Origin of the sequence: Rhizomicrobium sp., from assembly GCA_037200985.1 — a bacterium.
Classification (GTDB): domain Bacteria; phylum Pseudomonadota; class Alphaproteobacteria; order Micropepsales; family Micropepsaceae; genus Rhizomicrobium.
On record JBBCGJ010000001.1, the window covers coordinates 4,188,008 to 4,213,707 of the forward strand.

Below are 25,700 nucleotides of genomic sequence, written 5' to 3' on the forward strand. Positions count from 1 at the left end.
TCTCCCGCTCAGTTGTAATGGAAAGGCCGCGACGACCGACATGACAGGCTCACCGTGGTGGTCCCCGAACAGGCACGCCGACCGCCGGCCGCTCCTAGGCCAGCGCAATCGCATCAAGAAAGCAATCCGTACCCATTTCGAGGGCGAGGATTTCACGGAGGTCGAATGCGGCGCGCTCGTGATGTCCCCGGGCAATGAGGCGCATCTTCACGCTTTTGCGACAACCGCTCTGACGACGGCGGGGGAGGGCCGCACGCTCTACCTCCATACCTCGCCCGAATTCGCGGCCAAGAAGCTGCTCGCCGCGGGGGAGACCCGCATCTTCGATTTCGCCCGCGTTTTCCGCAACCGCGAACGCGGCGCCCTGCACGCCCCGGAATTCACCATGCTCGAATGGTACCGCGCCGGCGAGCCCTATGCCGCCGTGCAGCAGGACTGTCTCGACCTCCTGCGCCTCGCCGCCGACACGACCGGCGTCGCGGAATTCCGTTTCCGCGACCGCGCCTGCGATCCGCGGGCGGAGCCGCAGCGCCTGACCGTGGCCGACGCCTTCACCTTTCACGCCGGCCTCGACCTGCTCTCGACCCTGTCGCCGTCGGGCGAGGGCGACCGCGATGCGCTCGCCACCAAGGCCCGCCGCGCCGGTTTCGCCGTCACCGAAGCCGACAACTGGTCCGACATCTTCAGCAAGGTCCTGGTCGCTGCGGTCGAGCCGAGGCTCGGCAACGGCGTCCCGACGCTGCTCTACGAATATCCGCGCTGCGAAGCCGCGCTGGCCCGCGCCGCGCCGCGCGACGCCCGCGTCGCCGAGCGCTTCGAGCTCTATGCCTGCGGCGTCGAGCTTGCCAACGGTTTCGGCGAGCTCACCGATCCGGTGGAGCAGCGCCGGCGCTTCGAGGCCGAGATGGCGGAGAAGCAGCGCATCTACGGCGAGCGCTATCCGATCGACGAGGATTTCCTGGCCGCGCTGGAGCATATGCCGCCCGCGAGCGGCGTGGCGATGGGCTTCGACCGTCTCGTCCTCCTGGCCACCGGCGCCCCGCGCATCGACGACGTGTTGTGGACGCCCGCGCCTTAGCTGACCTCTCCCGCTTGCGGGAGAGGACGCGAAAACTTGCACTTGGCGGAGCGAAGCGCAGCCAAGTGCTTAGTTTTCGCTAGGTGAGGGGAAGCGGCACGCGAGATGTTCCCTCACCCGGCTCGCTGCGCTCGCCGACCTCTCCCGCGAGCGGGAGAGGTGACCGCCCCAGCCCCTTCACGAACGCGCTCACCTTGTGGCGCGTCTGCTCCCACCATACCACGCGCCCGTTCGTCACCCAGTTGAGCTGGATCACCCGGCGCGGGCCGGCAAAGGCCTCGAAGCCGTGCCAGGCGTTCGGCCTGTTCTCGAACACCAGGAGCGTGCCTTCGTCCGGCGGCACTTCGGCGATCACGTCGTTGAGGTCGTCGGCCGAACGCAGCAGGCGCAGGCGCCCGCCCGGCGCCTCCCATTTGCCGTTCATGTAGATCAGCACGGTGACGAGCTTGGTCGTGCTGTCGGTGTGGATCTGACCGTCGCGCTCCGCCGAGATGCCGCGCACCGTCACCATGGTCGGGCGCCGCGCCAGGTCGATCCCGAGCTTGGCGGCCACCGCGCGCGCGAAATCCGGCCCGCGGATCGCGTCCATGAAACGCTCGAAGGCCGGGCCATAGGTCAGGGTCGGGAGCGGAAAGCTTCCCGCATGCGCCACGGCCGGGAAATCCGCGTTGATCGCGTCCAGCGCCTCGGCCTTCACGAAGCCCGGCACCATGAACCAGGGGAACGGCTCGCGCGCCACCGGCGCCGCCGCGATGGCATCGAGGTCGATCGGAGCGGAAACCATGGTCATGCGGAACTCGCCAAATCGCAGAAGCCGTCACCATACTTCGGCTGGATGCGCTTGAGGATGGTAATGTAAGCGGAAAATTCCGGGTGGGGATTTTCCAGCCGGACGATCGGCACAGCGACATCGTAATAGATGTTGAGGCCGGGAAAGGTGATCAGGATCTTCGCGGTCCGCCGCGAGATCAGGCCCGCGATCAGGAGCCGCGCGACGCTGTTGAAATGCGTCACCAGCATCCGGCACTGCCGTCGCACCGCCGCCGCGCCCTCGGGATTGTGCTCCCGGAACGCGACGAACGCCTCGCCTGCGGAAGGATAGTCCTGATTCCGGTCGCCCCAGAACTTCGCCAGCGCATCGAGCGCGGCGTCCATCTCGGGCGAGCGGTACTCGCGGAACAGTTCGAGATAGATCGTCGAATCGCTGGCGCGCGCCACGCGCCTGGTCTCGACCAGGCTGGCCACCGCCGCGATGGCCGAAAAGAACGCACTCACCGCCGCGAACGCCACGCTCGCAAGCGAAATATCGTCTGCCGTCATCGCCGTCAGCGGTACTCGTCGTTGAGGGCGGCGAGCTTCGCGGAACCGGGGCAGAGCTCGCGCTCGGTCAGCTTGTTCAGCGGCGTCGCCGTCGTGTTGAGCCCCGCATGAAGATCGTCCGCCTGCTCCTCGAGATAGAGCAGCCCCGTGACCACTTCTCCCGCCGCATGGCGCGCCTGCAGATAGGCCATCGCCCCCGCGCGGTCGGTCGGATCGTAATCGGCGTGCAGCTTGGACAGTTTCAGGAACGAGCCGTCATGCTGCTGCACCACCTGCACCGTGCCCGGTTCGTAGTCCGCCGTGATGGGGCTGCGGCCCTCGATGAAGTCGAGCCGGTTCACCGCCTCATTGTGCTCGCGCACGAAATCGTAGGATTTGGTCGATTGCGGATTGTTGTTGAACTGCACGCAGGGGCTGATCACGTCGAGCACCGCCGAGCCCTGATGCGCGATCGCCGCCTTCAGCAGCGGCACGAGCTGCTTCTTGTCGCCGGAGAACGAGCGCGCCACGAAGGTCGCGCCCAGCACCAGCGCCAGGCTCACCAGGTCGATCGGATTGTCGCTGTTGACCGCCGTCTTGCTGCGCGAGCCCTTGTCGGCGGTGGCCGAGAACTGGCCCTTGGTCAGGCCATAGACGCCGTTGTTCTCGCAGATATAGACCATGTTCACGCCGCGCCGCACGCAATGGGCGAACTGGCCGAGCCCGATGGAGGCGGAATCGCCGTCGCCCGATACGCCGAGATAGATCAGGTCGCGATTGGCGAGATTGGCGCCCGTCAGCACGCTCGGCATGCGGCCGTGCACGCTGTTGAAGCCATGCGCATTGCCAAGGAAATAATCCGGCGTCTTGGACGAGCAGCCGATGCCCGACATCTTGGCCACGCGATAGGGTTCGAGGTCCAGCTCATAGGCCGCCTGGATCAGCGCCGCCGAGATCGAATCGTGGCCGCAGCCGGCGCACAGCGTCGAGATCGAGCCTTCATAGTCGCGATGGGTGAATCCCAGCTTGTTGGGCTTCAGTCCCGGATGATGCAGCTTCGGCTTGGCGATATAGGTCATTCCGCCGCTTCCTTATGTGTCACCTTCATCCGCTCGGCGATCGCCTGGGTGATGAACCGTGCCGTGATCGGCGTGCCGTCATAGTGCAGGATGGAGATGAACCGCGCCGGGTCGAGGGCGCATTCGTTGACCATCAGCTTCTGCATTTGCGCGTCGCGGTTCTGCTCGACCACGAACACTTGGTCATGCGCCTGCACGAAATCAACCACCTCCTCGCCGAATGGGAAGGCGCGCAGGCGCAGCGTGTTCAGGTGGATGCCATGCTTTTCCAGCACGGCCAGGGCTTCGTCCATCGCCGGCGTGGTCGAGCCGAAATAGATCGCGCCATAGCGGGTCTTTTCCTTGGCGTCGCGGCGCACCGGCGCCGGCACCAGCCCCTTGGCGGTCTCGAGTTTCCGCAAGAGCCGCTGCATGTTGTAGACGTAGTCGGCGCCTTCCTCGGAATATTTCGCCATCGCGTTGCGCGAGGAGCCGCGGGTGAAATAGGCGCCCTTGCTCGGATGCGTCGCCGGAAGCGTGCGATAGGGAATCGCGTCGCCGTCGACATCGGTGTAGCGGCCGAAGAATTTGCCGGCCTCCAGTTCCTCCGCCGTGACGATCTTGCCGCGGTCGTATTTGCGGCTGTCGTCCCAGGTCAGCGGCTTGCACAGCCAGTCGTTCATCCCGATGTCGAGGTCCATCATCACGAAGACCGGCGTCTGCAGCCGCTCGGCGAGGTCGAACGCCTCGGCGGCGAATTCGAACGCCTCGCGCGGATCTTCCGGGAACAGCAGCACATGCTTGGTGTCGCCATGGCTCGCATAGGCCGCGAGCAGGATGTCCGATTGCTGGGTGCGCGTCGGCATGCCGGTGGAAGGCCCGCCGCGCTGGATGTCGAACACCACCGCCGGCACTTCGGCGAAATAGGCGAGCCCGAAGAATTCCTGCATCAGGCTGATGCCGGGGCCGGAGGTCGCGGTGAAGCCCCGCGCGCCGTTCCAGTTCGCGCCGATCACCATGCCGATGGCGGCGATCTCGTCCTCCGCCTGGACGATGGCGAAATTGTTCTTCTTGGTCACCGGATCGACGCGGAAGGTCTTGCAATGCGCCGTGAACGCTTCCGCCAGCGAGGTCGAGGGCGTGATCGGATACCAGGCGCACACCGTCGCCCCGCCATAGACCGCGCCCAGCCCCGCCGCGTCATTGCCCTGGATGAAGATGCGGTCGCCGACCTTGTCGGCCTTCTCGACCTTCAGCCTGCACTTGCCCGCCAGATTCGCCGCCGCATAGTCGTAGCCGAGCTGCATCGCGCGATAGTTCAGCTTGATGAGCTTGTCCTTGCCCTTGAACTGGTCGGCGATCAGCGCCTCGATGATTTCCAGATGCATCGACAGCAACTGCGCCGCTGCACCCAGAGTGATCACGTTCTTGAGCAGCTGCCGCTCGCGCGGGATCGTGCCCTCGATCTGGTTCGACAGGCTGGTCAGCGGCACGCCGAGCAAATTCACGTCGGGGCGCAGCTTCTGCGTCGTCAGCGGCTTGGTCGAATCGTAAAGCAGGTAGCCGCCGGCTTCGATGCTGTCGACATCCTTGTTCCAGGTCTGCGGATTCATCGCGACCACCAAGTCGGCGGTCTCGCCGCGCCGCCCCAGCCAGCCCTCGCCCGAGACGCGCACTTCGTACCAGGTCGGCAGGCCCTGGATGTTGGAGGGAAAGATGTTGCGCGAGCATACCGGCACGCCCATGCGCAGGATCGCGCGCGCGAACAACTCGTTGGCCGACGCCGAGCCCGAGCCGTTGACGTTGGCGAACTTGACGACGAAATCGTTGACGGCGGAAATTGGCTGCACGACAGGCTGCTTCATCACTTGTGACATGCGCCGGCCTTTGCGGTTTCCAGATAGAATTTCTTCATGTCCCAGGCGCCGGTGGGGCAGCGCTCGGCGCACAGTCCGCAATGCAGGCAGACATCCTCGTCCTTCGCCATGATGCGCCCGGTCTTCAGCACGTCCGAGATATAGAGCTCCTGGGTCAGATTCAGCGCCGGCGCCGTCAGTTCATGGCGCAGCACCGGTTCCGGATCGTTGAGCGTGAAGGTGATGCAGTCCACCGGGCAGATGTCGACGCAGGCATCGCACTCGATGCACAGGCTCTCGGCGAACACCGTCTCGACGTCGCAATTGAGGCAGCGCTGCGCCTCCTTGAAGCCGAGATCGCGGGTGAAGCCCAGCTCCACCTCCATGTTCACGTCGCGAAGGGTCTTCTCCTTCGGCGCATGCGGCACCTTGAACCGCAGATCCATCGATACGTCGTTGTCATAGGCCCATTCGTGGATGCCCATCTTCTGGCTGACAAGGTTCACCAGCGGCGACGGCCGCACCTTCACGTCCTCGCCGTTGCAGAACAGATCGATGGAGACCGCGGCCTCATGGCCATGCGCCACCGCCCAGATGATGTTCTTGGGCCCGAAGGCCGCGTCGCCGCCGAAGAACACTTTCGGATTGGTCGACTGGTAGGTCACGGCGTCGACCACCGGCATGTCCCATGTGTCGAAGTCGAGGCCGAGGTCGCGCTCGATCCAGGGGAAGGCGTTCTCCTGGCCGACGGCCACCAGCACGTCGTCGCATTCCATCAGCACGTCGGGCTCGCCGGTCGGCACGAGATTGCGCCGCCCCTTGGCGTCGCGCTCGGCCTTCACCTTCTCGAACACCACGCCGGTCAGCTTGCCGCCCGCGTGCTGGAATTCCTTCGGCACCATGAAATTGTGGATCGGGATGTCCTCGTGAATCGCGTCTTCCTTCTCCCAGGGAGACGCCTTCATCTCGTCGAAGCCGGAACGCACCACGACAGCCACCTTCTCGCCGCCGAGCCTCCGCGAGGTGCGGCAGCAATCCATCGCCGTGTTGCCGCCGCCCAGAACGATGACGCGCTTGCCGATGCTGGTCGTGTGTCCGAACGACACGGAGGACAGCCAGTCGATGCCGATATGGATATTCGCCGCCGCGTCCATGCGGCCCGGCAATTCGAGATCGCGCCCGCGCGGCGCGCCGCAGCCGACGAACACCGCGTCGTAATCCTCGGCCAGCACGCTCTTCAAACTGTCGATCCGCTGGCCGAACTTCGTCTCCGGCTGAAGATCGAGGATGTAATTGCACTCCTCGTCCAGCACATGCTCCGGCAGGCGGAATTTCGGAATCTGCGTCCGCATCATGCCGCCGGCATTGGCGTCGGCATCGTAGATCGTCACATGATAGCCGAGCGGCAGAAGATCGCGCGCCACGGTCAGCGAGGCCGGCCCCGCGCCGATCAGCGCGATGCGCTTGCCGTTCCGGGTCGAGGCCGGCTTGGGCATCCGCCCCTTCACATCGTCCTTGTTGTCGGCGGCGACGCGCTTGAGGCGGCAGATCGCCACCGGGTCTTCCTCGACGCGCCCGCGCCGGCAGGCCGGCTCGCAGGGGCGGTCGCAGGTGCGGCCGAGCACGCCCGGAAACACGTTCGACTGCCAGTTGATCATATAGGCGTTGGAGTATTTCCCCTCCGCGATCAGCCTGATGTATTCGGGCACCGGCGTGTGCGCCGGACAAGCCCACTGACAGTCCACCACTTTGTGGAAGTAGTTTGGATCGGAGACATTGGTCGGCGCCATCCCGGGGCGGCGCGCAGGCGCGGGCGCTGGACGCCCATCGGCGGTGACACTCATCTTATGACTTTGAACTCCGTGATCGTGCCCGCGGATGAGTTCGTGCCCCTTCAGGCGGCGCACTTATAGACTCGTCAGCCCGGTATTTCCCCTGAATTTTGAGTTTAGTCCGGGAGATAGCGGGCGCAACCGTCTTCGCATCCGAATTGCGACCTGTGTTAATACACCCAAAGGGTTGATCCGCCTTGCAAATCCCACCTGTTCCCACCGGCTTTAACCCCTGACAGGATAGGGGACATGGACATCACGCTCTCCGCCGACCACCGCGCCATCGCCGAAAACGCCGGCCGCGTCGTCGCCCGCTTCGGCGACGACTACTGGACCGAGATCGATTCGACGCCGCGCTTCCCGGTCGAATTTCACAAGGCGATGGCCGACGCCGGCTGGCTCGGCATCGCCATGCCGGTGGAATATGGCGGCGCCGGCCTCGGCGTGACGGAGGCGGCGATCCTGATGCACACGGTGGCGAAGGGCGGCGGCGGTTACGCGGCGGCCTCGTCGATCCATCTCAACATCTTCGGTCCCCACGCCATCGTCGTGCACGGCAGCGACGAACAGAAGCGCCGCATCCTGCCGCCGCTGATCAAGGGCGGGAAGAAGGCCTGCTTCGCCGTCACCGAACCCAATGCCGGCCTCGACACCACCAGCATCGAGACCTTCGCGCGGCGCACCAAGGGCGGCTACATCCTGAAGGGCCGCAAGATCTGGACGACCACGGCGCAGGAAGCCGACAAGATGCTGATCCTCGCCCGCACCGCGAAGAAGGAAGACGGCAGGAAGCCGACCGACGGCATGACGCTGTTCTACACCGATCTCGACCGCACCAAGGTCGAGGTGCGCCGCATCCCGAAAATGGGCCGTGCCGGCGTGGATTCGAACACCGTCTTCATCGACGATCTTTTCGTGGCCGAGGACGACCGCATCGGCGAGGAGGGCAAGGGCTTCCGCTATCTGCTCGACAGCCTCAATCCCGAACGCATCCTGATCGCCGCCGAGGCCATCGGCCTCGGCCGCGATGCCTTGGACCGCGCCGCGCGCTATGCCCGCGACCGCGTCGTGTTCGGCCGTCCCATCGGCCAGAACCAGGGCATCCAGCATCCGCTCGCCGAATGCTGGACCTATCTCGAAAGCGCCTGGTGGCTCACCCTGCGCGCCGCCGCGCTCTACGATTCCGGCGCGCCCTGCGGCGCCGAAGCCAATGCCGCGAAATTCTTAGGCGCCCGCGCCGCCTTCGACACCTGCACCAAGGCGATGATGACCCATGGCGGCATGGGCTATGCGAAGGAATACCAGATCGAGAGATTGCTTCGCGAAAGCATGATCCCGCGCCTCGCACCGGTGAGCGAACAGCTCATCTTGAGCTTCATCGGCGAGAACGTGCTGGGCCTGCCGAAGTCGTATTGAGGCGCGCTCGTACCCTCCCGTTCACGGGAGGGTCGAAATTTGCTCCGCGCAGCGGAGCGAATTTCGGGGAGGGGACACCCTCTCCGATTGAGCGCAAGTGCTCCTGGGTGGGACGTGATTGCCCATTGGGCCATGCTGTCAGTGGCCGGATGACCGCAATCAAATCGTCATGCACATTTTTTACGCCAAATCTTCACCAAATAAATCCGCGGCGGGCCTTGTCAAAATCCGAAGTTCCGTAGCATCGTGAACGCTTCGAAAGCGAGCCCGTGAAACGGGCCATGACACGAAGTTTGTGGGGTGTGCCATGGATCGTCTCATTCGCGGCTATCGCGAATTCCGCAAGACCCGTTGGCCGGAAGAACGCACCAACTACGCGCGCATGGCCAAGCGCGGCCAGCGGCCCGAATATCTGCTGATCGCCTGTTCCGACTCCCGCTCCGATCCCGCGACGGTGTTCAGCGCCAATCCGGGCGAGCTCTTCGTGGTGCGCAACGTCGCCGCTGTGGTGCCGCCCTATGGCGACGACACCGGCTTTTTCGGCACGCGCGCCGCGATCGCCTATGCCGTGCTGGCGCTCAATGTGCGCAACGTCGTGGTGATGGGCCATGCCAAATGCGGCGGCGTCGCCGCGGCGATGGACCCGAGCTCGGCCGACAAGATCCCGTTCCTCAAGCAATGGGTCCAGCTCCTCAAGCCCGCGGTCGAGAGCAAGATCCCCAAGGGCCACAACCACGGCAACACCGAGGCCGAGCGTGCCGCGATCAAGCTCTCGATCGAGCGCCTGCGCGGCTATCCCTTCATCGCCGAGCGCGAGAAGACCGGCGCGATCCATGTCGACGGCCTGCGCTTCGACATCGCCAACGGCATTCTCGAAGTGCTCGATCACGACACCGGCGAGTTCGAGCCGGTTGAGCGCCCCGGCCTGTTCTCCCGCTGGTTCGGTTCCGGCCGCAGCGCCGCAACGCCCGCCAACATCCCGGCGGGGTGATTTTGCGCGCGGCCGCGCTATAACCGGCGCATGGACCGTCTGATCGAAGGATACCGCGCCTTCAAGGCCCGCCGCTGGCCGGAAGAACGCGCGCAATACGCGGAGCTGGCCGCCAAGGGCCAGAAGCCGGACTATCTCGTCATCGCCTGCTCCGACAGCCGCGCCGACCCGGCCACCATCTTCGACGCCGCGCCGGGCGAGCTTTTCGTCGTGCGGAACGTCGCCGGCATCGTGCCGCCCTACGAGACCGACAGCGGCTATCACGGCACCAGCGCCGCGCTCGCCTTCGCGGTGGTGACGCTCGGCGTGAAACACATCCTGGTCCTCGGCCACGCCCAGTGCGGCGGCATCGCGGCGGCGCTCGACGGCAGCCTGGCGGACGGCGTCCCCTTCCTCGGCAACTGGATCGCGCTGCTCGATCCCGTGCGCGTGCATTCCGCCCATATCCGCGACGCCGCGGCGCGCCATGTCGCGATGGAGCGCGATTGCGTCGCCCTCTCGCTCGCCAATCTCCTGACCTTCCCCTTCGTGGCGGAACGGGCGAAGGACGGCCGCCTCGCGCTCCACGGCGCGCGCTTCGGCATCGCCGACGGGCGTCTGGAAATCCTGGACCGCGCCACCGGCGCCTTCGTCGCGGTGGAATGAGATAGAGGAGATCCCGCATGCCCGGCCTTTATTTCGAGCAGTTCTCGGTCGGCCAGACCTTCGATCACGCCATCCGCCGCACGGTGACGGAGGCCGACAACGTCCTTTTCACCGCGATGACGCACAATCCCGCCGCGCTGCATCTGGACGAGGAATACGGCAAGGCCACCGAATTCGGCGCCCGCATCGTCAATTCGCTGTTCACGCTGGGTCTCATGATCGGCATCTCGGTGCACGAGACCACGCTCGGCACCACGGTCGCCAATCTCGGCATGACCGACGTGATCTTCCCCAAGCCCGTCTTCCACGGCGACACGCTGCATGTCGCGACCGAGGTGCTGGAGCTGCGCGACAGCAAGTCCCGCCCGACGCAGGGCATCGTGGTGTTCCAGCACAAGGCGATCAACCAGCGCGGCGAAACCGTCGCTCAATGCAAACGCAGCGCCCTGATGCACAGGAAGCCGGTTTGAGCCTGCATTGAATTTGGCGCGAATTGATGCTATTTTTGGTGCTTGGAGATTGTCATGCGCACGACCGTAACGCTCGACGACGAATTGCTCGCGGATGCGGAGAAATATACCGGAATCACGGAGAGAACCGCGCTCCTGAACGCCGGACTCAAAGCCCTTATCGAGCGGGCCGCTGCGAGGCGGCTTGCCGCTCTTGGCGGATCGCAGCCCAGGCTGAAGGCGCCCCCTCGCCGCCGTTTCGGCAAGTCGTGATTCTCGCGGATACGTCCGTCTGGATCGATCATTTGCGCGCGCGCGATCCTTCGATGGATCGACTGTTGCTTGCAGATGAAGTGGCAATGCATCCCTTTGTGTTGGGCGAGCTTGCGTTGGGCCATCTCCGTCCCCGCAAGGGGATTCTGGATACGCTGCGCCATCTGCCGCCTGCCGAACGGGCAGAGGATGAAGAAGTGGTCGAATTCGTCGACCGTTATCAGCTCTTTGGTACCGGCCTTGGTTACGTCGACGTCCATCTATTGACCGGCGCCGCATTGTCGTTTTGTGGTATCTGGACCCGCGATAAGCGTCTTCGTGCCTTTGCCGAGAAGCTCGGCATCGCGGCCAAGGGCTTGAACTGAATGATCCTCCGCTCCCTCCTCTTCGTCCCCGCCGATTCCGAGAAGAAGCTCGCCAGGGCGGCATCCTCGCCGGCCGATGCGCTGATCCTCGACCTCGAGGATTCCGTCGCGCCCGGCAACCGCGCCAAAGCCCGCGGCCTCGCCCGCGAATTCCTGAAGGGGGGCCACCGCCCCGCGATCTGGGTGCGCATCAATCCGGTCGGCTCGCCCGATTTCGTCGCCGACATGGCGGCCGTCGTGGCGTCCGCGCCCACCGGCCTCGTGGTCCCGAAGCCCGACGGGCCGCAGGACCTGCTCATCCTCGACGCGCATCTGATCACGCTGGAGACCGAGGCCGGCCTCGCCCAGCGCTCGATCAAGCTGCTCCCCGTCGCCACCGAAACCCCGACCGCCGTGCTGTCGCTCGGGGACTATCGCTCGCCGCCGCCGCGCCTCGCCGCGATGAGCTGGGGCGCCGAGGATCTCGCCGCCGCGCTCGGCGCCGCGATCAACCGCGACGACGACGGCGAATTCCTCTTCGTGCACCAGATGGTGCGCGCGATGGTCCTGATCGCCGCCAAGGCCGCTCGCGTCGACGCCATCGAGACCCTGCACGCCGATTTCCGCGACGGCGCCGGCCTGGACCGCGCCGCCCGCCGTGCCCAGCGCGAGGGCTTCTCCGGCATGCTCGCGATCCATCCCGACCAGGTCGGGCCGATCAACGCCGCCTTCACGCCGTCGCCCGCCGATGTCGCGCACGCGACCAAGGTCGTCGCCGCCTTCGCCTCGGGCGCCGGCGTCGCGTCGCTCGACGGCAAGATGCTCGACCAGCCGCATCTCAAACAGGCGCGCCATGTGCTGGCGCTCGCCGCCGCGCTCCAATAGCGACGCGGCAGGGCGCACTTTCCCGACAAAAAAAGAAGGAGGGCTTTCGCCCTCCTTCTCTCCGGACGCCGCCGTTTGCCCCCGGCGGCGTCCACGCGGACCGTCGATCAGGGCGTAGTCGAATAGTGCACGACCTGCACGTTGTTGCCGACCGCCGAGGATGTGACGCCGACGCTGCCGCCGACATTATGGACCGCCACATTCGCCGTCGAGAACACGTTGGAGGTGTTGGTCTGCGCCAGGTTGGTTGGGGCGCTCAGCGCGTTGGTGTCTTCGGTGTAGGTGTTGCCGTAGGCCGTCGACTGGACCGCGACATCGCCCGCCACATTGTTGATCTTGCCGTTGATCTCCGAGCCCGGGTCCTGCGCGCCGCAATATTGCTTGCTGGTCACGGCGGTGACGTTCGGATCGGTCGAGACGTCGGTCGAGTTGCAGACCGCCAGGCCCGAGATGCTCACGCTGCCGCCCACGCCGTTGACATTGGCGTTGATGGTCGAGCCGATATTGGTGCTCTCGTCGTCCTGGCTCGAATTGACATGGGTGTCGTCGAAGGTGACGGCTTCGAACACATTGCCGGCCGCCTGGCCCTGGATCACCACGTCGCCGCCGACATTCTTGGCGGTCGTGTCGATCGTCGACCACTGCGCGCCGAAGCTCACCTGGCCGTTCAGGATCGTGCTGCCCGACGTCGAAATCGCCGGCGGGGACGGAAGATGGCCGCCTTCGCCGTTACTCTGACCCGCGCAGGCCATTCCCGGCAGGATCGCTAGAACCGTAGAAGCGATAAGGATCTTGGCGAGACGCGTCATTGGTGTGTTCCTCGTTGCGGGCGGTGACGGGGTTGTTGTTGGCGTGATAGGGCAGCGGCGCGGGATGGTCGTTGCCGTCGGCGAGCGGGTCGGTCGAGGCGGCGCAGGAGCCGTTGGTGCGGTAGAGCCGCGCCGTCATCTCCAGCACGGCGCGCTCGATCACCGAGCGGACCGCGAGCTGGATCGGCTCCAGGGCGCTTTCGCCGACCGAGGCGTCGAAGAAGTTCGCGCCCAGGAAGTCGAACACGCCGGCCGAGATCTGATGGCCGATGATCTGCTTCTGGTAGGAGATCACGTCGACCACCTGCAGCGTCTTGGTGTCGACCAGGCGAAGGTCGAGGCCGACATTCATGACGTACATGTTGCCGCCGACCGTGCCCTTGAGCCCGTTGGTGGCCGTGCCGCCGCCGTCACCGCTGGCGCCTTCCGAGCGGATGTTGAAGTTGAGCTCGGTGATGCCGCCGACCAGGTAGTAGTCGGAGCCCGGGATCGAGCCGGCGATGATCTGGCGGTAGTCGGGGCCGCCGGCCTGGCCGCCGGCCGGATCCGCGCCGATCAGCTTGTTGTTGGCGTATTTCAGCTCCATCTCGGCGACCGAGGTGTCGAAGCGCTCGACGAGGTGCACGCCGGCCTTCGAGAGCGCGCTCATCGCCATCAGGGCGGCGCCCTGGGTGATCTTGCGTCCCGAATTGTCGCTTTCGCTCTTTCCGGTGTAGTCGGCGATCTGGCCGACCGCGATCTTCAGCGGACGCTGGCCGGTGTATCCGGACATGCAGCGCAGCGCGGCGGAATAGGGCGTCTCGTTGGAGATCACCGGCGAGCCGCCGATCGGCGCCGTGTAGCGGCCGGTGATGCTGTCGGCCTGCGGGCTGATGCAGCCGGCGAGCGACAGGCCGGCGATCACGAGGACCAGCGGCTGTAGGAGATATTTTTTTCCGCGAAGAGTCATGGGAGGGGCTTCCCTTTGTCTTTCTGCTGTTAGTGGCCGTTGACGGTATTGGTGGCTGTCTGATTTCCGTTGTTGGTCTGCACCGCGTTGACGACGACGGTGTTGTTGTTTCCGAGAGTCACGACGTTGAGCTGGTTTCCGATGGCCGTTGCCGCGCCCACGGTGCTCGATGCACCGCTCATGCCAGCGCCGGCGTAGGAGCTTCCGGCGCCCGAGCCCGACGCGCTGGCGCCGGCCGAGGTGCCGAAATTGGCGCTGGTGAACTGTCCGTTCACCACGGTGAGATTGCCGTTGGCGTCGCGCAGCGAAGCGTTGGGCGGCGCGTTCTCCTGGCCGGCCTGCATGCCGAACGGCGCGTTGTAGGCGCTGGCATTGCTGTAGTCGCCGGCGTGTGCGGCCGTGGCGACGGCGCCGGCGGCGATCAGCGCGGCGGCGGCAATGCGAAACGGGAGGAGCTTGGCCATGTCTGTTCTCTGCTGTGATCCTGCGACCCAGGTGAGCAACCCCCGTGCCAGCCATATTCCCGTCATGGCCGGGCTTGACCCGGCCACCCATCGCGCCCGCGTCTGCGGGCGCAAAAGAAGGCTTTTTCCGGCGCGCCGGCGCGCGCCGGATGGATGGGCGGCTCAAGGCCGCCCATGACGAGGATCGTTCGTGTTTCAAAGCGGCACGCGCCTGCGCTAGTTTGGGGCACACGCCGCACGGAGGCCCGGTTGGCCACGCTGGAATTCTTCTTCGACTGTTCCTCGCCCTGGACCTATCTCGCCTTCACGCGGGTCCAGCCGATCGCGGCGCGCACCGGTGCCGACATCGTGTGGAAGCCGATCCTGGTCGGCGGAGTGTTCAACGCGGTCAACCGCGAGGTCTATGAGCGCAGAGCCAGCCCCGATCCGCGCAAGGCGGCGTATGGCGCCAAGGACCTGCAGGACTGGGCGCGGCTTCTGGGCCTGAAGATCGTCATGCCGCCGCCGGTCTTTCCGGTGAAGGCGACGGCCGCCATGCGCTGCGCCCTCGCCGCGCAGGACGAGGGCAAGCTGGTGCCGTTCGCCGGCGCCTGCTTCGAGGCCTATTGGTCGCACGGCCGGGACATCAGCCTGCCGCATGTCCTGGTCGCGGTCTGCGAGGCGGCGGACCTGAACGGCGACCATATCCTGGCGCGCAGCCAGGAGGCCGACATCAAGGACCGCCTCCGGGCCAACACCGACGAGCTGATCGCCCGTGGCGGCTTCGGCTCGCCCACCATATATGTCGAGCGGACCGACATGTATTTCGGCAACGACCGGATGGAACTGGTGGAAGCGGCGCTCCGCCGCTGAAGGATTTGGCAGTATGGCGTTCTTCCAGGAAACCAGGCCCACGCGCGAGCCTTTCCTCCGCGTGCCGGCCTCCGTCGTGGTGCTGATCGGCGTGCTCGTCGTCGCGCATGTGGCGCGCGTGCTCGTGCCGGCCGCCGCCTCGGATGCCGTGCTGAACCTGTTCGCGCTCGATCCGGTGATCTATTCGGCGGCGGCGCTGAAGGCGCTCGGCGCCGGCATGCCGAGCCTGCTGGAACTCGTCGTCCCGCCTCTCGGCCACGTCTTCCTGCATGCGAACTACACCCATCTCGCCTTCAATTGCCTGTGGCTCCTGGTGTTCGGGCCGGTGGTCGCGCGGCGCTACGGCACGGCGCTGTTCTACGTCTTCTTCCTGCTCTGCGGCCTCGCGGGCGCCGCCGCCTTCGTCGGGCTGGAATGGGGCCGGAATGTCGGCGACATCGGCGCCTCGGGCGCCATCTCGGGGCTGATGGGGGCGAGCATCCGCATGCTCAGGGTGCGCGAGCCCTGGCTGCTGGGCGCCACCCTGCCGCTGATGCCGCTCCGGTCGAGCCAGGTCCTGGTGTTCAGCGCGGTGTGGCTCGTGGTCAATCTCGTCACCGGGATCGCCGGAATAACCCCCACCGGAACCCTCCAGGCGATCGCCTGGCAGGATCATCTCGGCGGCTATCTGGCCGGGCTGCTGCTGGCCGGCCCGTTCGATCTTTATTTCGGACCGATGCGGCGTCTTCGCGCCCGCGGTGCTTGAAGCTGGCGCGCGCCGCCATAGATAAAGCAAGGAGAGGTTCGACCGCGCTGGTCAGGCAAGGCGGGCCTTCAGGAGGCCGCCATGTCCGATGCACCGAACAGCACTGGCAATCCGTCGCCCGGGTCGGCGCCGCTGGCGCCGCCGCACCCGCCGTTTCCCGTCGTGCGGTTGCTCTACGCGTTCGGCTATGGGCTGATCGCGTGGTTCGTGCTGCACGTCATCTTCCTCCTCGCCGTCATTCAGTTCGTGATGATCGCGATCAACGGCCGCGTCCACGACGAGATCAAATCCTTCTGCGCGACGCTCATTCAATATGAGTGGGAGCTGCTCGCCTTCATCACCTTCGTCCGCGATGAGCAGCCCTTTCCGATCGGTCCGTTTCCGAAGCACGTTTGAAATTCATTTCGCATCGCAGCATTTAACTCATCGATGAATGAGTGAATATGTGCTTATGCGAACGCGCCGATCATTCGCTGCGACGCCTAAATCCTGTGACATTATGAGCACGAAGCACGTGTGATTTCGTGCGCGTATTCTTGCCTTGTCGATAATGTTCTTGCTCGCCGCTTGAGCTTGCTCATATCGTTCCAATGCCAATTTGCGTCGGTCTGGGTCCACTTGGAGAGCGAGTGGGGCGCAATGGGCAACAAGGCGACGAGTCATGCGTCGCCACAACGGGGAGCTCATAACATGCCTGCAATGCGTTCGGTCGCGACCGTGCGGTCCGCCACCCTTATCAGTGCCTTGTTGATGTCGACCGCCATTACGGCGCCGGCTTTCGCGCAGATCGAAACCGTGGTCGTCACCGCCGAGCGTAAGGCGGAAGACATCCAGACCGTTCCGATCGCCGTCACCGCGCTCACCAGCGCCGATCTGAAGTCGAAGCAGGTCAACAGCTTCCGCGATCTTCAGTTCCATGTGCCGAGCGTGACCTTCACGAAGTCCAACTTCGGCGGTGCGCAGTTCCAGATTCGCGGCATCACCACCCAGTTCGGCCTCGGCGCCGCCATCGCGCAGAACATCAACGACGTCTATCAAGAGGCGCCCGCGCTGGTGAACGGCCAGTATTTCGACGTGGATCGCGTCGAAGTCGCGCGCGGCCCGCAGTCGACCTCCTACGGCCGTGCGGCGACCGGCGGCGCGGTGAACATCATCACCTCCAAGCCGAACCTGACCGAGTTTCAGGCACGTGCCTCGTTCGACTACGGCACCTACAACACGATGAAGCCGGAGTTCATGGTCAACGTGCCGTTGATCGACAACGAGCTCGGCGTGCGCATCGCCGGCCTCGGCGTCTTCCATGACGGCTATGAGAAGAACAACTATACCGGCCCGCAGATCTATCCCGGCGGCCCGGTCGACAAGCGGATCAACGGCCAGGGCACCGCGTCGGGCCGCGTCTCGATCCGCTGGGAGCCGAGCGACGATACGACGATCGACCTGGTCGGCGAGGTCGGTTACGAGAACGACAACCGCGTCCGCGGCGACAAGCAGCTTTGCCATCGCGATCCGTCGGGCGTGATCGGCTGTCTGCCCGATCGCCTCGGCTTCGAGCCGATCAATGTGCTTTCGACCCTCGGCGCCACGCTCGGTTCCAAGCAGGGCATCACGGCGCTGTTGAACGGCACGTTCGGCGTGCCCTTCGCGACGGCGCAGGCGCTCGGCAACACGCTGGGTCTGTTCCAGCTCGCGGGCAATGGCGGCCCGGGCGATCCGGCCGGTCCGGTGGTCGGCCGCGCATTCCTCGGCACCGCCCTGTTCCCCAATCCCTATTCGTCGGCCGCGCCGCTGCCCTCGCCCCCGTTCCCGCCGGGCACCTTCACGATGAACCCGCAGGTCGTGAACGGCATCGGCTCCGGCGCCGGCGGCACGGTCACGCCCGACATCCTGACCTCCAACACCGCCTTCAACCCGAAATTCAAGGGCTCGGGCAACGATTTCCAGCTCAACTGGTCGCAGACCATCACGAACTGGCTGAAGGCGACGGTCGATGCCGGCTATTCGTCCGGCTATCAGTTCTCGCAGCAGAACTACAACGACGCGACGCCCGAGAACATCAGCAGCCTGATCGGCCCGGCCGTCACCGGCTTCAAGGTCCTGTTCGGCGACAACGTTCCGGTGCCCCATGCCGGCGCCGTCAGCGGCACCAACCAGACGGGCGCCTACGACCCCTATTTCTCGGTGCCCGGTGCGCTGCCGATCTCGAACACCTTCTACAACGGCAAGTTCGGCTCCTATGCCGGCAGCATCGACCAGGCGCACGGCATCCTGACCCGCTCGCCCTATTTCTCGGCCTATGACGAGGACTCCTTCTCGTCGCGCGAGTGGACCGGCGAGCTTCGCCTGCAGACCGCGTTCGAAGGACCGCTGAACTTCACGGCCGGCGTGTTCTTCATGTCGTTCGACAGCCGCAACCAGTATTGGGTCGCCTCGAACGGCCTCGACTGGGAATCGATGGTCGTCGGCGCCTTCGCCGGCGGCAGCGCCGGCAATCTGCCGCTGATGCTGGCCTCGACCGACTATGACGGCGAGTATCGCCGCGGCGCGGTGCAGTCGCGCTCGGCCTTCCTCGAAGCGACCTACGACTTCACCGACGAGCTCAAGGTCATCGCCGGCGCGCGCTACAATGACGACCGGTCCAGCGCCATCGTCACCACCCCGGCGGTCGGCGGCCTCCTCCTGGCCAACGGCCCGGCCCAGATCTCGCCGCTCCTGCCCGCCTTCGTGCCGGTCGGAACGCCGAGCTGCCCCAATAGCGGCCTGGCGCTCGGCGCCTGCGTCGGCTTTCCCGGCACGTTCCGCCTGCCGACGAGCATCACCGGCAAGCAGAACAACACCACCGACAAATGGACCGGCCGCGCGACCATCCAGTGGTCGCCGCATACCTCATGGACCGACCAGACCCAGGTCTATTTGAACCTGTCGCGCGGCGAGCTCGCCGGCGGCGTCAACAAGGCCCAGGGCACCGCGGCTCTCGTGGTTCCCACGACCTACCAGCCGGCCACGGTCGATGCCATCGAACTCGGCACCAAGAACACCCTGCTCGACGGTACGCTGCAGGCCAATCTCGATGTCTGGTACTACAACTACGAGAACTACCAGGTCGGCATCATCTCCAACCGCGCCGCCCTCACCTTCAACATTCCGGCCCATCTCTACGGCATGGAAGGCGAACTCGTGTGGCAGCCCGAGGAAGACCTCGCCTTCAACCTCTCGCTCAGCCTGACGCGTTCGGCCGCCGGCAACGCCTTCGTCACCGACCAGCGCAACCCGACGAACAACACGCCGAACTCCATCCTGGTCAAGGACATGACCAACGGTTCGCTGTGCGTCGTCGTCCCGACCTCGCCGGCCACCATGGGTCATACGCCCGGCGATTCGAGCCTGCTGCCGGCCAACACGATCGGCGCGCATGTCGACAATTTCTACCTGCCCAATGGCGGCAACGCCGCCATCGACGCGCCCTTCGGCGTTCCGCTGGTCAATTACGGCATCTGCTCGGCGGCGATCCAGCCGGCGTTGCAGGCGGCGGGCTACTCGCTGGCCCCGGCCATCAACGGCGCGGGCCAGCCGGTGTTCGATCCCGTCACGCACGCCCAGATATTCGACGGCACGGGCATCCCGCGCAACGTCAAGGGCAACCGCTTGCCGGACGTCCCGAACGGTCAGGTCGGCATCGGCGGTCAGTACACCTTCCACCTCGACGACTACACGCTCGTTCCGCGCCTCGACTACTACTGGCAGTCCAGCATGCAGTCGCGCGTGATGAACGATCCGAACTCGGACTACATCAACGCCTGGGACACGATGAACGCCCAGATCCAGTTGAACGCGCCCGACAGCGCCTGGTACGCGCGCGTCTTCGCGACCAACATCTTCGACAAGCACAACCCGACCGGCGTCTATCTGACGGACCCGACATCGGCCCTGTTCACCAACGTCTTCGCCGAGGACCCGCGTGTCGTGGGCGTCTCGGTCGGCGCAAGCTGGTAAGAAACCGGCCCGGGAAGGGACAAGGGGCGCCGGCATCCGGCGCCCCTTTTTCTTTGCGCCATCCGTCGGGTTTGTCGCTGGCGGGCGGCGGCCATTCCGTCGGCCGGTCCGCTGCGGTAGCGTCCGCGGCCTGAAACGCCGGAGACCGAATTTCCATGGAAACCCGCAAGCTCGGACAGTCCGGCATCGCCGTCTCGACCGTCGGCCTGGGCTGCAACAATTTCGGCGTGCTGCCGCTCGACGCCTCGCGCCGCGTCGTCGACCGCGCCCTGGACCTCGGGATCACCCTGCTCGACACCGCCGACGTCTACGGCAATCGCGGCGGCTCGGAAGAACAATTGGGCGAGATCCTCGGGTCCCGGCGCAAGGACATCGTGCTCGCGACCAAGTTCGGCATGCCGATGGACGACGAAGGCGCCAAGTCCGGCTCCTCCGCCGCCTATATCCGCGCCGCCTGCGAGGCCAGCCTCAAGCGCCTGAAGACCGATTGGATCGACCTCTATCAGCAGCACCGCCCCGATCCGAACACCCCCATCGAGGAGACGCTGCGGGTGCTGGACGATCTGGTGAAGGCGGGCAAGGTGCGCGCCATCGGCTCCTCCAACATGCCGGCCGACCAGCTTGGCCTGGCGCACGGGACCTCGGCGAAGAACGGCCTTGCCGCCTTCGTCACCGCCCAGGACGAGTACAGCCTGTTGGTGCGCGACGTGGAGCGCGCCCTGGTGCCCACGCTGACGAAGGAAGGCATGGGCCTCCTGCCCTATTTCCCGCTCGCCAGCGGCCTGCTCAGCGGCAAATACAGGAAGGACGCCGAAATCCCCGCCGACACGCGCTACGCCCGCATGGGCCGTTTCGGCGACCGCTACATGACGGAGGAGAACTGGCGCATCGTCGGCGACCTCGCCGCCTTCGCCGAGGCGCGCGGCCGCACCATCCTGGACCTCGCCTTCGCCTGGCTGCTCGCCCATCCCTGGCTCCCCAGCGTGATCGCCGGCGCCACGCGTCCCGAACAGGTCGAGCAGAACGTCAAGGCCGCGTCCTGGAAACTGACCGCGGACGAGGTCGCGGCGGTGAACCGGATTTCGGCGAAGGGCTGACGGCTATTCCGCCGGCTGCGCGCTGCGGCGGTCGCCGCCGCCGAACAGGTCGCGCCAGCGGAAATGGCCGGCGCGCTCGCCCAACCGGTCGAGATAGGTGTAGATCACCGGCGTGATGTAAAGCGTCAGGAGCTGCGAGACGAGCAGCCCGCCGACCACCGCGAGGCCGAGCGGGCGGCGCGCTTCCGATCCGGCGCCGAAGCCGATCGCCACCGGCAAAGTGCCCATCAGCGCCGCCATGGTCGTCATCATGATCGGGCGGAAACGCACGATGGCGGCTTCCACGATCGCCTTTTCCGGCGCGACATGCTCGGTCCTTTGCCGGTGCAGCGCGAAGTCGATCATCATGATGGCGTTCTTCTTCACGATGCCGATCAGCATGATCATGCCGACGAAGGCGTAGATGCTGAGCGGCGTGTCCGATCCCGTCCAGCCCAGAAGGAAGATCTGGTGGAACAGCCACAGCGTGATCAGCGCGCCCACCGCCGCCGAGGGCAGGCCCGACAGGATGGTCAGCGGGTGGATGAAGCTCTCATAGAGAATCCCTAAGATGATGTAGACGGTGATGAGCGCGATCGCGAGCAGAAGGCCCATATTGCTCAGCGAGCTCTGGAAGGCCTGCGCCGTGCCCTGGGCCGAGCCGGTGATCGTGTCGGGAATGTCCAGCTTCTTCTGCACGCGCTCGATGTCGGTCAGCGCGTCGCCCAGCGAGTAGCCCTTGCCCAGGTTGAACGAGATCGTCACCGCCGGAAGCTGGCCCTGATGGTTGACGGTCAGCGGCATCGTGCCGGGCGTCAGCTTGACCACCGAGCTCAGTGGCACCAGCGTCGTGCCGTCCGGTCCGGTGAGATAGAGCCGCCGCAGATCGGCCAGCGCGTACTGGTATTGCGGCATCAGCTCCATGATCACGAAATACTGGTCGGCCGAGCCGTAGATCGTCGAGACCTGTTCGGTGCCGAAGGCGGCGCCCAGCGCGGTCTCGATCTTGGCCGGCGTGATGCCCAGCGACGCCGCCTTGTCGCGGTCGATCGTGACGTTCACCGACGGCGCCGAAAGGTCGAGATCGGTGGTCACGTCCTGGAAGCCCGGCGTCGCGGCCAGCGCGTTCATCAGCTTCAGCGACGCCTGCTGCAGCGCGTCCTGGTCCAGCCCCTGCAGCGTGTACTGGTAGAGCGATTTGGACTGGCGGCCGCCGATCTGGATCGCCGGCGGGTTCTGCATATAGGTGTTGATGCCGGGCACGGCGGCGAGCTTGGGCCTGAGCTCGCGGATGATCTCGTCCGCCGGCGGCCGGTCGCCCGGGCTCAGCGTCAAAAGGACCGTGCCGGTGTTGGTGCCGCTGCGCGATCCGCCGCCGCCCACGAACGACATCACGGACTTCACGCCCTTCTGCTTCGCCGCGATCGCCGCGACCTTCTGCTGGTAGATCGACATCGCCGCGAAGGAGGTGCGGTCGGAGCCCTCGGTCTGCGCCCGGATCATCCCCTGGTCCTCGGTCGGGATGAAATCCAGCGGCACCGCGTAGAACAGGCCCACGGTCGCGAACAGGCTCACGAAGAACAGGATCAGGATGAAGCCGCGATGCGCCATGCTCCAGCCCAGGCTGCTTTCATAGCCGCCCTGGACGCGGTTGAAGAACCGCTCGCTGCGCTCGTAAAAGCCGCCGGGCTTGTGCGCCTTGGCGGGTTTGAGGAAGCGGCTGGCCAGCATCGGCGTCAGCGTCACCGACACGATGCCCGACACCACGATGGCGAGCACGATGGTCACCGCGAATTCGTGCAGCAGGCGCCCGACGATCCCGCCCATGAAGACGAGCGGGATGAACACCGCCGCCAGCGACACCGTCATCGACAGGATGGTGAAGCCGATTTCCTTGGAGCCCTTGATCGCGGCGTCGAGCGGCTTCTCGCCCTCCTCGATGTGGCGCACGATGTTCTCGAGCATCACGATGGCGTCGTCGACGACGAATCCCACCGACAGCGTCAGCGCCATCAGCGACAGGTTGTCGAGGTTGTAGCCGAACAGCGACATGCCGGCGAAGGTGCCGATCACCGCGATGGGCAGCGCCAGCGACGGGATCACCGTCGCCGACAGGTTGCGCAGGAAGATGAAGATCACCAGCACGACCAGCACCGCGGCGATCAGGAGCGTGCTCTGCACGTCGGCGACGGAGCTGCGGATGAGCTGGCTGCGGTCGTAGATGATGTCGAGCGTGAGCGACGCCGGAAGCTGCTTGGAGAAGGTCGGCAGGATCGCCTTGATCTCGTCCACCACCTCGATGGTGTTGGAGCCGGGCTGGCGCTGCACCGCGAGCACCACGGCGCGCTGGCCGTTGAACCAGCTCGCGACCAGGTTGTTCTGCACGCTGTCGATGGCGCGCCCGACGTCCTTGACCCTGACCGGCGCGCCGTTCTGATAGGCGATCACCTGGTTGTTGAAGGCGGCGCCGGTCATCAACTGGCCGTTGGCGTGGATCAGCGTCGACTGGGTGGGCCCGTTGAGCTGGCCCGTCGCCTGGTTGACGTTGGCGTTGGCGAGCGCGCCGGCCACCGCGTCGATGCCGATGCCGCGCGCCGCGAGCTGCGCCGGATCGATCTGCACCCGCACCGCGTATTTCTGCGAGCCGTAGACGTTGACCTGGGCCACGCCGTTCAGGGTCGAGACCTGCCGCGCCAAAAGCGTCTCGGCGTATTTGTCGACCTCCGACATCGGCAGGGCCGGCGAATGCAGCGCGATGAAGATCACCGGCTGGTCCGACGGATTGACCTTCCGCAGCGTCGGCGGCGTCGGCATGTTGGTCGGAAGCTGCCGGCTGGCGGCGGAGATCGCCGACTGCACGTCCTGCGCCGCCGCGTCGATGTTGCGGTCGAGGTCGAATTGCAGCGTGATCGAGGTCGAGCCCGCCGCGCTCGACGAGGTCATCGAGGAGATGCCGGCGATGGTGGAGAACTGGTTCTCCAGCGGCGTGGCGACGGCGGACGCCATCGTGTCCGGATCGGCGCCGGGCAGGCTCGCCGACACCGTGATGGTCGGGAAATCGACGTTCGGCAATTCGCTGACCGGCAGGCTCGAATAGCCGAACAGGCCGAAGATCACGAGCGCCGCCATGAGCAGCGTCGTCATCACCGGCTTTTCGATGAACTGCGCCGAGATGTTCATGGCCGGGCTACTTCTTCTGCGGCGCGGCCCGCGCGATCGTCACGGGCTTGCCGGGAACGACCTTCAATTGCCCGTCGCTGATGACGGTGTCGCCGGGCTTGACGGCGCCCTCGATCGCCGCGGTCGTGCCGTTGTCGCTCACCACCTTCACGGTCACCATCTGCGCGACGCCGGCCTTCACGACATAGACGAAGCTGGTGGCCGGTCCGAGGTTGATCGCGTCGTGCGGCACCGTGATGGCGCCCTTGATCGTGTCCAGCACGACGCCGACATCGACGAGCTGGCCCGGCACCAGCGTGCCGTTCTCGTTGCCGAAGGTGGCGCGCAATTCGATCGTGCCGGTCTGGTCGTTCACCTGGTTGCCGACGAAGTCGACCGTCGCGGTCAGCGGCGCGCCGCCGCCCTGTTCGGTCAGCGTCACCGCCATGCCCTGCTGGGCCATGCGCTTCTGGATCCGCGGCAGGTCGGCCTGCGGCAGGGCGAAGGAGATCTTGATCGGCTGGATCTGCGTGATCACGACCAGCGTCGAGGCCGAAGGGCTCGTCACGCCGACCTGGGTCATGCCGCTGCCGCTGGGCGTGATCTGGTTGCCCGGCTGGATCATGATCGGGCCAGTCTTGCCGTCGATCGGCGAGCGGATCCGGGTGTATTCCAGGTTCAGCCGCGCCGCGTCGACATTGGCCTTGGCCACCAGATAGGCGGCCTTGGCGTCGTCGGCATCCTGCGGCGCGACCGCCTTCTGGTCCATCAGCCGTCCATAGCGCGCCGCCTTGGCCTGCGCGGTGCCCAGCGTCGCCAGGGCGTTGTCCAGCGCCGCCTGGAAGGGGCGCGGATCGATCTGGAAGAGCAGGTCGCCGCGATGGACGAGCTGGCCCTCGACGAAGAACGCCTTTTGGAGTTCGCCCTGCACGCGGGAGGTCAGTTGCACCATGGCCGGCGACACGACGGTTCCGATCGTGTGCTCGACCACCGTCAGGTCCTGGCGGGCGGCGTGCTGCACGACGACCGCCGGCGGCGGCGGCGTGCGGGTCTTGCCGCCGCCCAGCACGGACACCAGCACGACGGCCAGGGCGATCAGCAAGGCCAGGCCCAGAAGGCCGAGGATCAGCTTCAGGCGGGAACCGGTCTGCGCATAGGTCCGCCGGACCCTGTCCGGGATCCCCTGCGTGGCGTCGGGCATCGATTCAAAGGAACTGGGAATGCGGATGTTCATTCGTCCGTCGGTCCGTCGGCCTCAAATCGTGACATGGGCTTGGGCCAATTACCCACCTCCCCGGCAAAAGGTTGCCGGGTCACATTCCCCGCGCTGTCCTAGCACGGCCTTGGCCAATTTCCAGACTGGCAATGTCGTAAACTGTCGTCCGGGCCGAATAGACCCTTAAGTCCGTCACGCAATTGTCTTTTTTCGTAAAATTAACCGCTCAAACCGGCGTGAGGGCCTTTGCCGGCCGCAAGCTCGGTTGCTCCGGCGAAGGGGCACCTATATAAGCCCGCCCTTCTCGAACG

23 protein-coding genes are annotated in these 25,700 nt (G+C 65.8%); 13 read left to right on the forward strand and 10 right to left on the reverse strand.

What is annotated here, in order from left to right:
- The first annotated feature begins 40 nt into the window (after nt 1-40).
- Nucleotides 41-1,078 (forward strand): EF-P lysine aminoacylase EpmA, encoded by a 1,038-nt coding sequence (gene epmA, locus WDN01_20725; protein MEJ0028455.1) that lies wholly within the window; start codon nt 41-43, stop codon nt 1,076-1,078.
- Between the two features lie 79 nt (nt 1,079-1,157).
- Here the strand turns inward: epmA and WDN01_20730 are convergent, their stop codons facing one another.
- Genes WDN01_20730 through WDN01_20750 form a run of 5 tightly spaced genes read right to left on the reverse strand, consistent with a single transcriptional unit; the run spans nt 1,158 to nt 7,135 of the window.
- On the reverse strand, nt 1,158-1,868 hold the full coding sequence (locus tag WDN01_20730; protein MEJ0028456.1) for a 2OG-Fe(II) oxygenase: 711 nt from the start codon (nt 1,866-1,868) through the stop codon (nt 1,158-1,160).
- Entirely contained in the window at nt 1,865-2,398 is a 534-nt protein-coding gene (locus WDN01_20735) for a hypothetical protein (protein ID MEJ0028457.1), read from the reverse strand. Before WDN01_20735 ends, WDN01_20730 begins: the two co-directional genes overlap by 4 nt.
- A gap of 5 nt (nt 2,399-2,403) precedes the next feature.
- Nucleotides 2,404-3,456 carry a 2-oxoacid:ferredoxin oxidoreductase subunit beta gene (locus WDN01_20740; GenBank protein ID MEJ0028458.1) on the reverse strand — a complete coding sequence of 351 codons (1,053 nt, stop codon included), beginning with the start codon at nt 3,454-3,456 and terminating at the stop codon, nt 2,404-2,406.
- Nucleotides 3,453-5,285 carry a 2-oxoacid:acceptor oxidoreductase subunit alpha gene (locus WDN01_20745; GenBank protein MEJ0028459.1) on the reverse strand — a complete coding sequence of 611 codons (1,833 nt, stop codon included), beginning with the start codon at nt 5,283-5,285 and terminating at the stop codon, nt 3,453-3,455. The genes WDN01_20740 and WDN01_20745 overlap by 4 nt, the downstream gene beginning before the upstream one ends.
- 14 nt (nt 5,286-5,299) lie before the next feature.
- Entirely contained in the window at nt 5,300-7,135 is a 1,836-nt protein-coding gene (locus WDN01_20750) for an FAD-dependent oxidoreductase (GenBank protein MEJ0028460.1), read from the reverse strand.
- A 237-nt stretch (nt 7,136-7,372) separates the two neighbouring features.
- Between WDN01_20750 and WDN01_20755 the strand changes: the two genes are divergently transcribed.
- From WDN01_20755 to WDN01_20785, 7 genes are all read left to right on the forward strand, one after another.
- A complete protein-coding gene (locus tag WDN01_20755; GenBank protein ID MEJ0028461.1) occupies nt 7,373-8,539 on the forward strand; it encodes an acyl-CoA dehydrogenase family protein in 1,167 nt (388 codons plus the stop codon).
- A gap of 307 nt (nt 8,540-8,846) precedes the next feature.
- Nucleotides 8,847-9,530, forward strand: a complete 684-nt coding sequence (locus tag WDN01_20760; GenBank protein MEJ0028462.1) for a carbonic anhydrase — start codon at nt 8,847-8,849, stop codon at nt 9,528-9,530.
- 30 nt (nt 9,531-9,560) lie between these two features.
- Nucleotides 9,561-10,175, forward strand: a complete 615-nt coding sequence (locus WDN01_20765) for a carbonic anhydrase (GenBank protein ID MEJ0028463.1) — start codon at nt 9,561-9,563, stop codon at nt 10,173-10,175.
- A gap of 17 nt (nt 10,176-10,192) precedes the next feature.
- Nucleotides 10,193-10,645, forward strand: coding sequence for a MaoC family dehydratase (locus WDN01_20770; protein MEJ0028464.1), 453 nt, complete (start codon nt 10,193-10,195; stop codon nt 10,643-10,645).
- Between the two features lie 54 nt (nt 10,646-10,699).
- The gene (locus WDN01_20775; protein ID MEJ0028465.1) at nt 10,700-10,897 is read left to right on the forward strand and encodes a type II toxin-antitoxin system VapB family antitoxin; all 198 of its coding nucleotides are present in this window, start codon (nt 10,700-10,702) and stop codon (nt 10,895-10,897) included.
- Nucleotides 10,894-11,262, forward strand: coding sequence for a PIN domain-containing protein (locus WDN01_20780; protein ID MEJ0028466.1), 369 nt, complete (start codon nt 10,894-10,896; stop codon nt 11,260-11,262). Before WDN01_20775 ends, WDN01_20780 begins: the two co-directional genes overlap by 4 nt.
- Entirely contained in the window at nt 11,263-12,126 is an 864-nt protein-coding gene (locus WDN01_20785) for a CoA ester lyase (protein MEJ0028467.1), read from the forward strand.
- Nucleotides 12,127-12,233: 107 nt separating this feature from the next.
- Here the strand turns inward: WDN01_20785 and WDN01_20790 are convergent, their stop codons facing one another.
- From WDN01_20790 to hfaA, 3 genes are read right to left on the reverse strand one after another with little or no spacing between them, the layout of a single operon-like run.
- The gene (locus WDN01_20790) at nt 12,234-12,878 is read right to left on the reverse strand and encodes a hypothetical protein (GenBank protein MEJ0028468.1); all 645 of its coding nucleotides are present in this window, start codon (nt 12,876-12,878) and stop codon (nt 12,234-12,236) included.
- Nucleotides 12,856-13,884 (reverse strand): holdfast anchoring protein HfaB, encoded by a 1,029-nt coding sequence (hfaB, locus tag WDN01_20795; protein ID MEJ0028469.1) that lies wholly within the window; start codon nt 13,882-13,884, stop codon nt 12,856-12,858. The genes WDN01_20790 and hfaB overlap by 23 nt, the downstream gene beginning before the upstream one ends.
- Nucleotides 13,885-13,913: 29 nt before the next feature.
- Nucleotides 13,914-14,348, reverse strand: coding sequence for a holdfast anchoring protein HfaA (gene hfaA / locus WDN01_20800; protein ID MEJ0028470.1), 435 nt, complete (start codon nt 14,346-14,348; stop codon nt 13,914-13,916).
- Between the two features lie 249 nt (nt 14,349-14,597).
- Between hfaA and WDN01_20805 the strand changes: the two genes are divergently transcribed.
- The 5 genes from WDN01_20805 to WDN01_20825 all read left to right on the forward strand — a co-directional run bounded on the left by WDN01_20805 (nt 14,598) and on the right by WDN01_20825 (nt 21,035).
- On the forward strand, nt 14,598-15,200 hold the full coding sequence (locus WDN01_20805) for a 2-hydroxychromene-2-carboxylate isomerase (GenBank protein ID MEJ0028471.1): 603 nt from the start codon (nt 14,598-14,600) through the stop codon (nt 15,198-15,200).
- Between the two features lie 13 nt (nt 15,201-15,213).
- Nucleotides 15,214-15,945 (forward strand): rhomboid family intramembrane serine protease, encoded by a 732-nt coding sequence (locus WDN01_20810; protein ID MEJ0028472.1) that lies wholly within the window; start codon nt 15,214-15,216, stop codon nt 15,943-15,945.
- Between the two features lie 81 nt (nt 15,946-16,026).
- Nucleotides 16,027-16,341, forward strand: coding sequence for a DUF4389 domain-containing protein (locus tag WDN01_20815; GenBank protein ID MEJ0028473.1), 315 nt, complete (start codon nt 16,027-16,029; stop codon nt 16,339-16,341).
- Between the two features lie 354 nt (nt 16,342-16,695).
- Nucleotides 16,696-19,938 (forward strand): TonB-dependent receptor, encoded by a 3,243-nt coding sequence (locus WDN01_20820; protein MEJ0028474.1) that lies wholly within the window; start codon nt 16,696-16,698, stop codon nt 19,936-19,938.
- A 155-nt stretch (nt 19,939-20,093) separates the two neighbouring features.
- Nucleotides 20,094-21,035, forward strand: a complete 942-nt coding sequence (locus tag WDN01_20825) for an aldo/keto reductase (protein MEJ0028475.1) — start codon at nt 20,094-20,096, stop codon at nt 21,033-21,035.
- Between the two features lie 3 nt (nt 21,036-21,038).
- Here WDN01_20825 and WDN01_20830 read toward each other — a convergent pair whose 3' ends face one another.
- Together WDN01_20830 and WDN01_20835 are read right to left on the reverse strand one after the other, a co-directional pair.
- On the reverse strand, nt 21,039-24,194 hold the full coding sequence (locus tag WDN01_20830; GenBank protein ID MEJ0028476.1) for an efflux RND transporter permease subunit: 3,156 nt from the start codon (nt 24,192-24,194) through the stop codon (nt 21,039-21,041).
- Nucleotides 24,195-24,201: 7 nt separating this feature from the next.
- On the reverse strand, nt 24,202-25,407 hold the full coding sequence (locus WDN01_20835; protein MEJ0028477.1) for an efflux RND transporter periplasmic adaptor subunit: 1,206 nt from the start codon (nt 25,405-25,407) through the stop codon (nt 24,202-24,204).
- Nucleotides 25,408-25,700 lie beyond the last annotated feature (293 nt).

Bases quoted from the DNA above. Each gene is read 5' to 3' on its own strand.
- WDN01_20785 (MEJ0028467.1), top strand. From the start codon at position 11,263: ATGATCCTCCGCTCCCTCCTCTTCGTCCCCGCCGATTCCGAGAAGAAG.
- WDN01_20775 (MEJ0028465.1), top strand. From the start codon at position 10,700: ATGCGCACGACCGTAACGCTCGACGACGAATTGCTCGCGGATGCGGAG.
- WDN01_20755 (MEJ0028461.1), top strand. From the start codon at position 7,373: ATGGACATCACGCTCTCCGCCGACCACCGCGCCATCGCCGAAAACGCC.
- WDN01_20750 (MEJ0028460.1), bottom strand. From the start codon at position 7,135: ATGAGTGTCACCGCCGATGGGCGTCCAGCGCCCGCGCCTGCGCGCCGC.
- WDN01_20765 (MEJ0028463.1), top strand. From the start codon at position 9,561: ATGGACCGTCTGATCGAAGGATACCGCGCCTTCAAGGCCCGCCGCTGG.
- WDN01_20825 (MEJ0028475.1), top strand. From the start codon at position 20,094: ATGGAAACCCGCAAGCTCGGACAGTCCGGCATCGCCGTCTCGACCGTC.
- WDN01_20790 (MEJ0028468.1), bottom strand. From the start codon at position 12,878: ATGGCCTGCGCGGGTCAGAGTAACGGCGAAGGCGGCCATCTTCCGTCC.
- hfaA (MEJ0028470.1), bottom strand. From the start codon at position 14,348: ATGGCCAAGCTCCTCCCGTTTCGCATTGCCGCCGCCGCGCTGATCGCC.
- WDN01_20770 (MEJ0028464.1), top strand. From the start codon at position 10,193: ATGCCCGGCCTTTATTTCGAGCAGTTCTCGGTCGGCCAGACCTTCGAT.
- WDN01_20740 (MEJ0028458.1), bottom strand. From the start codon at position 3,456: ATGACCTATATCGCCAAGCCGAAGCTGCATCATCCGGGACTGAAGCCC.
- WDN01_20835 (MEJ0028477.1), bottom strand. From the start codon at position 25,407: ATGAACATCCGCATTCCCAGTTCCTTTGAATCGATGCCCGACGCCACG.
- WDN01_20815 (MEJ0028473.1), top strand. From the start codon at position 16,027: ATGTCCGATGCACCGAACAGCACTGGCAATCCGTCGCCCGGGTCGGCG.
- epmA (MEJ0028455.1), top strand. From the start codon at position 41: ATGACAGGCTCACCGTGGTGGTCCCCGAACAGGCACGCCGACCGCCGG.
- hfaB (MEJ0028469.1), bottom strand. From the start codon at position 13,884: ATGACTCTTCGCGGAAAAAAATATCTCCTACAGCCGCTGGTCCTCGTG.
- WDN01_20820 (MEJ0028474.1), top strand. From the start codon at position 16,696: ATGTCGACCGCCATTACGGCGCCGGCTTTCGCGCAGATCGAAACCGTG.
- WDN01_20735 (MEJ0028457.1), bottom strand. From the start codon at position 2,398: ATGACGGCAGACGATATTTCGCTTGCGAGCGTGGCGTTCGCGGCGGTG.
- WDN01_20810 (MEJ0028472.1), top strand. From the start codon at position 15,214: ATGGCGTTCTTCCAGGAAACCAGGCCCACGCGCGAGCCTTTCCTCCGC.
- WDN01_20830 (MEJ0028476.1), bottom strand. From the start codon at position 24,194: ATGAACATCTCGGCGCAGTTCATCGAAAAGCCGGTGATGACGACGCTG.
- WDN01_20730 (MEJ0028456.1), bottom strand. From the start codon at position 1,868: ATGACCATGGTTTCCGCTCCGATCGACCTCGATGCCATCGCGGCGGCG.
- WDN01_20760 (MEJ0028462.1), top strand. From the start codon at position 8,847: ATGGATCGTCTCATTCGCGGCTATCGCGAATTCCGCAAGACCCGTTGG.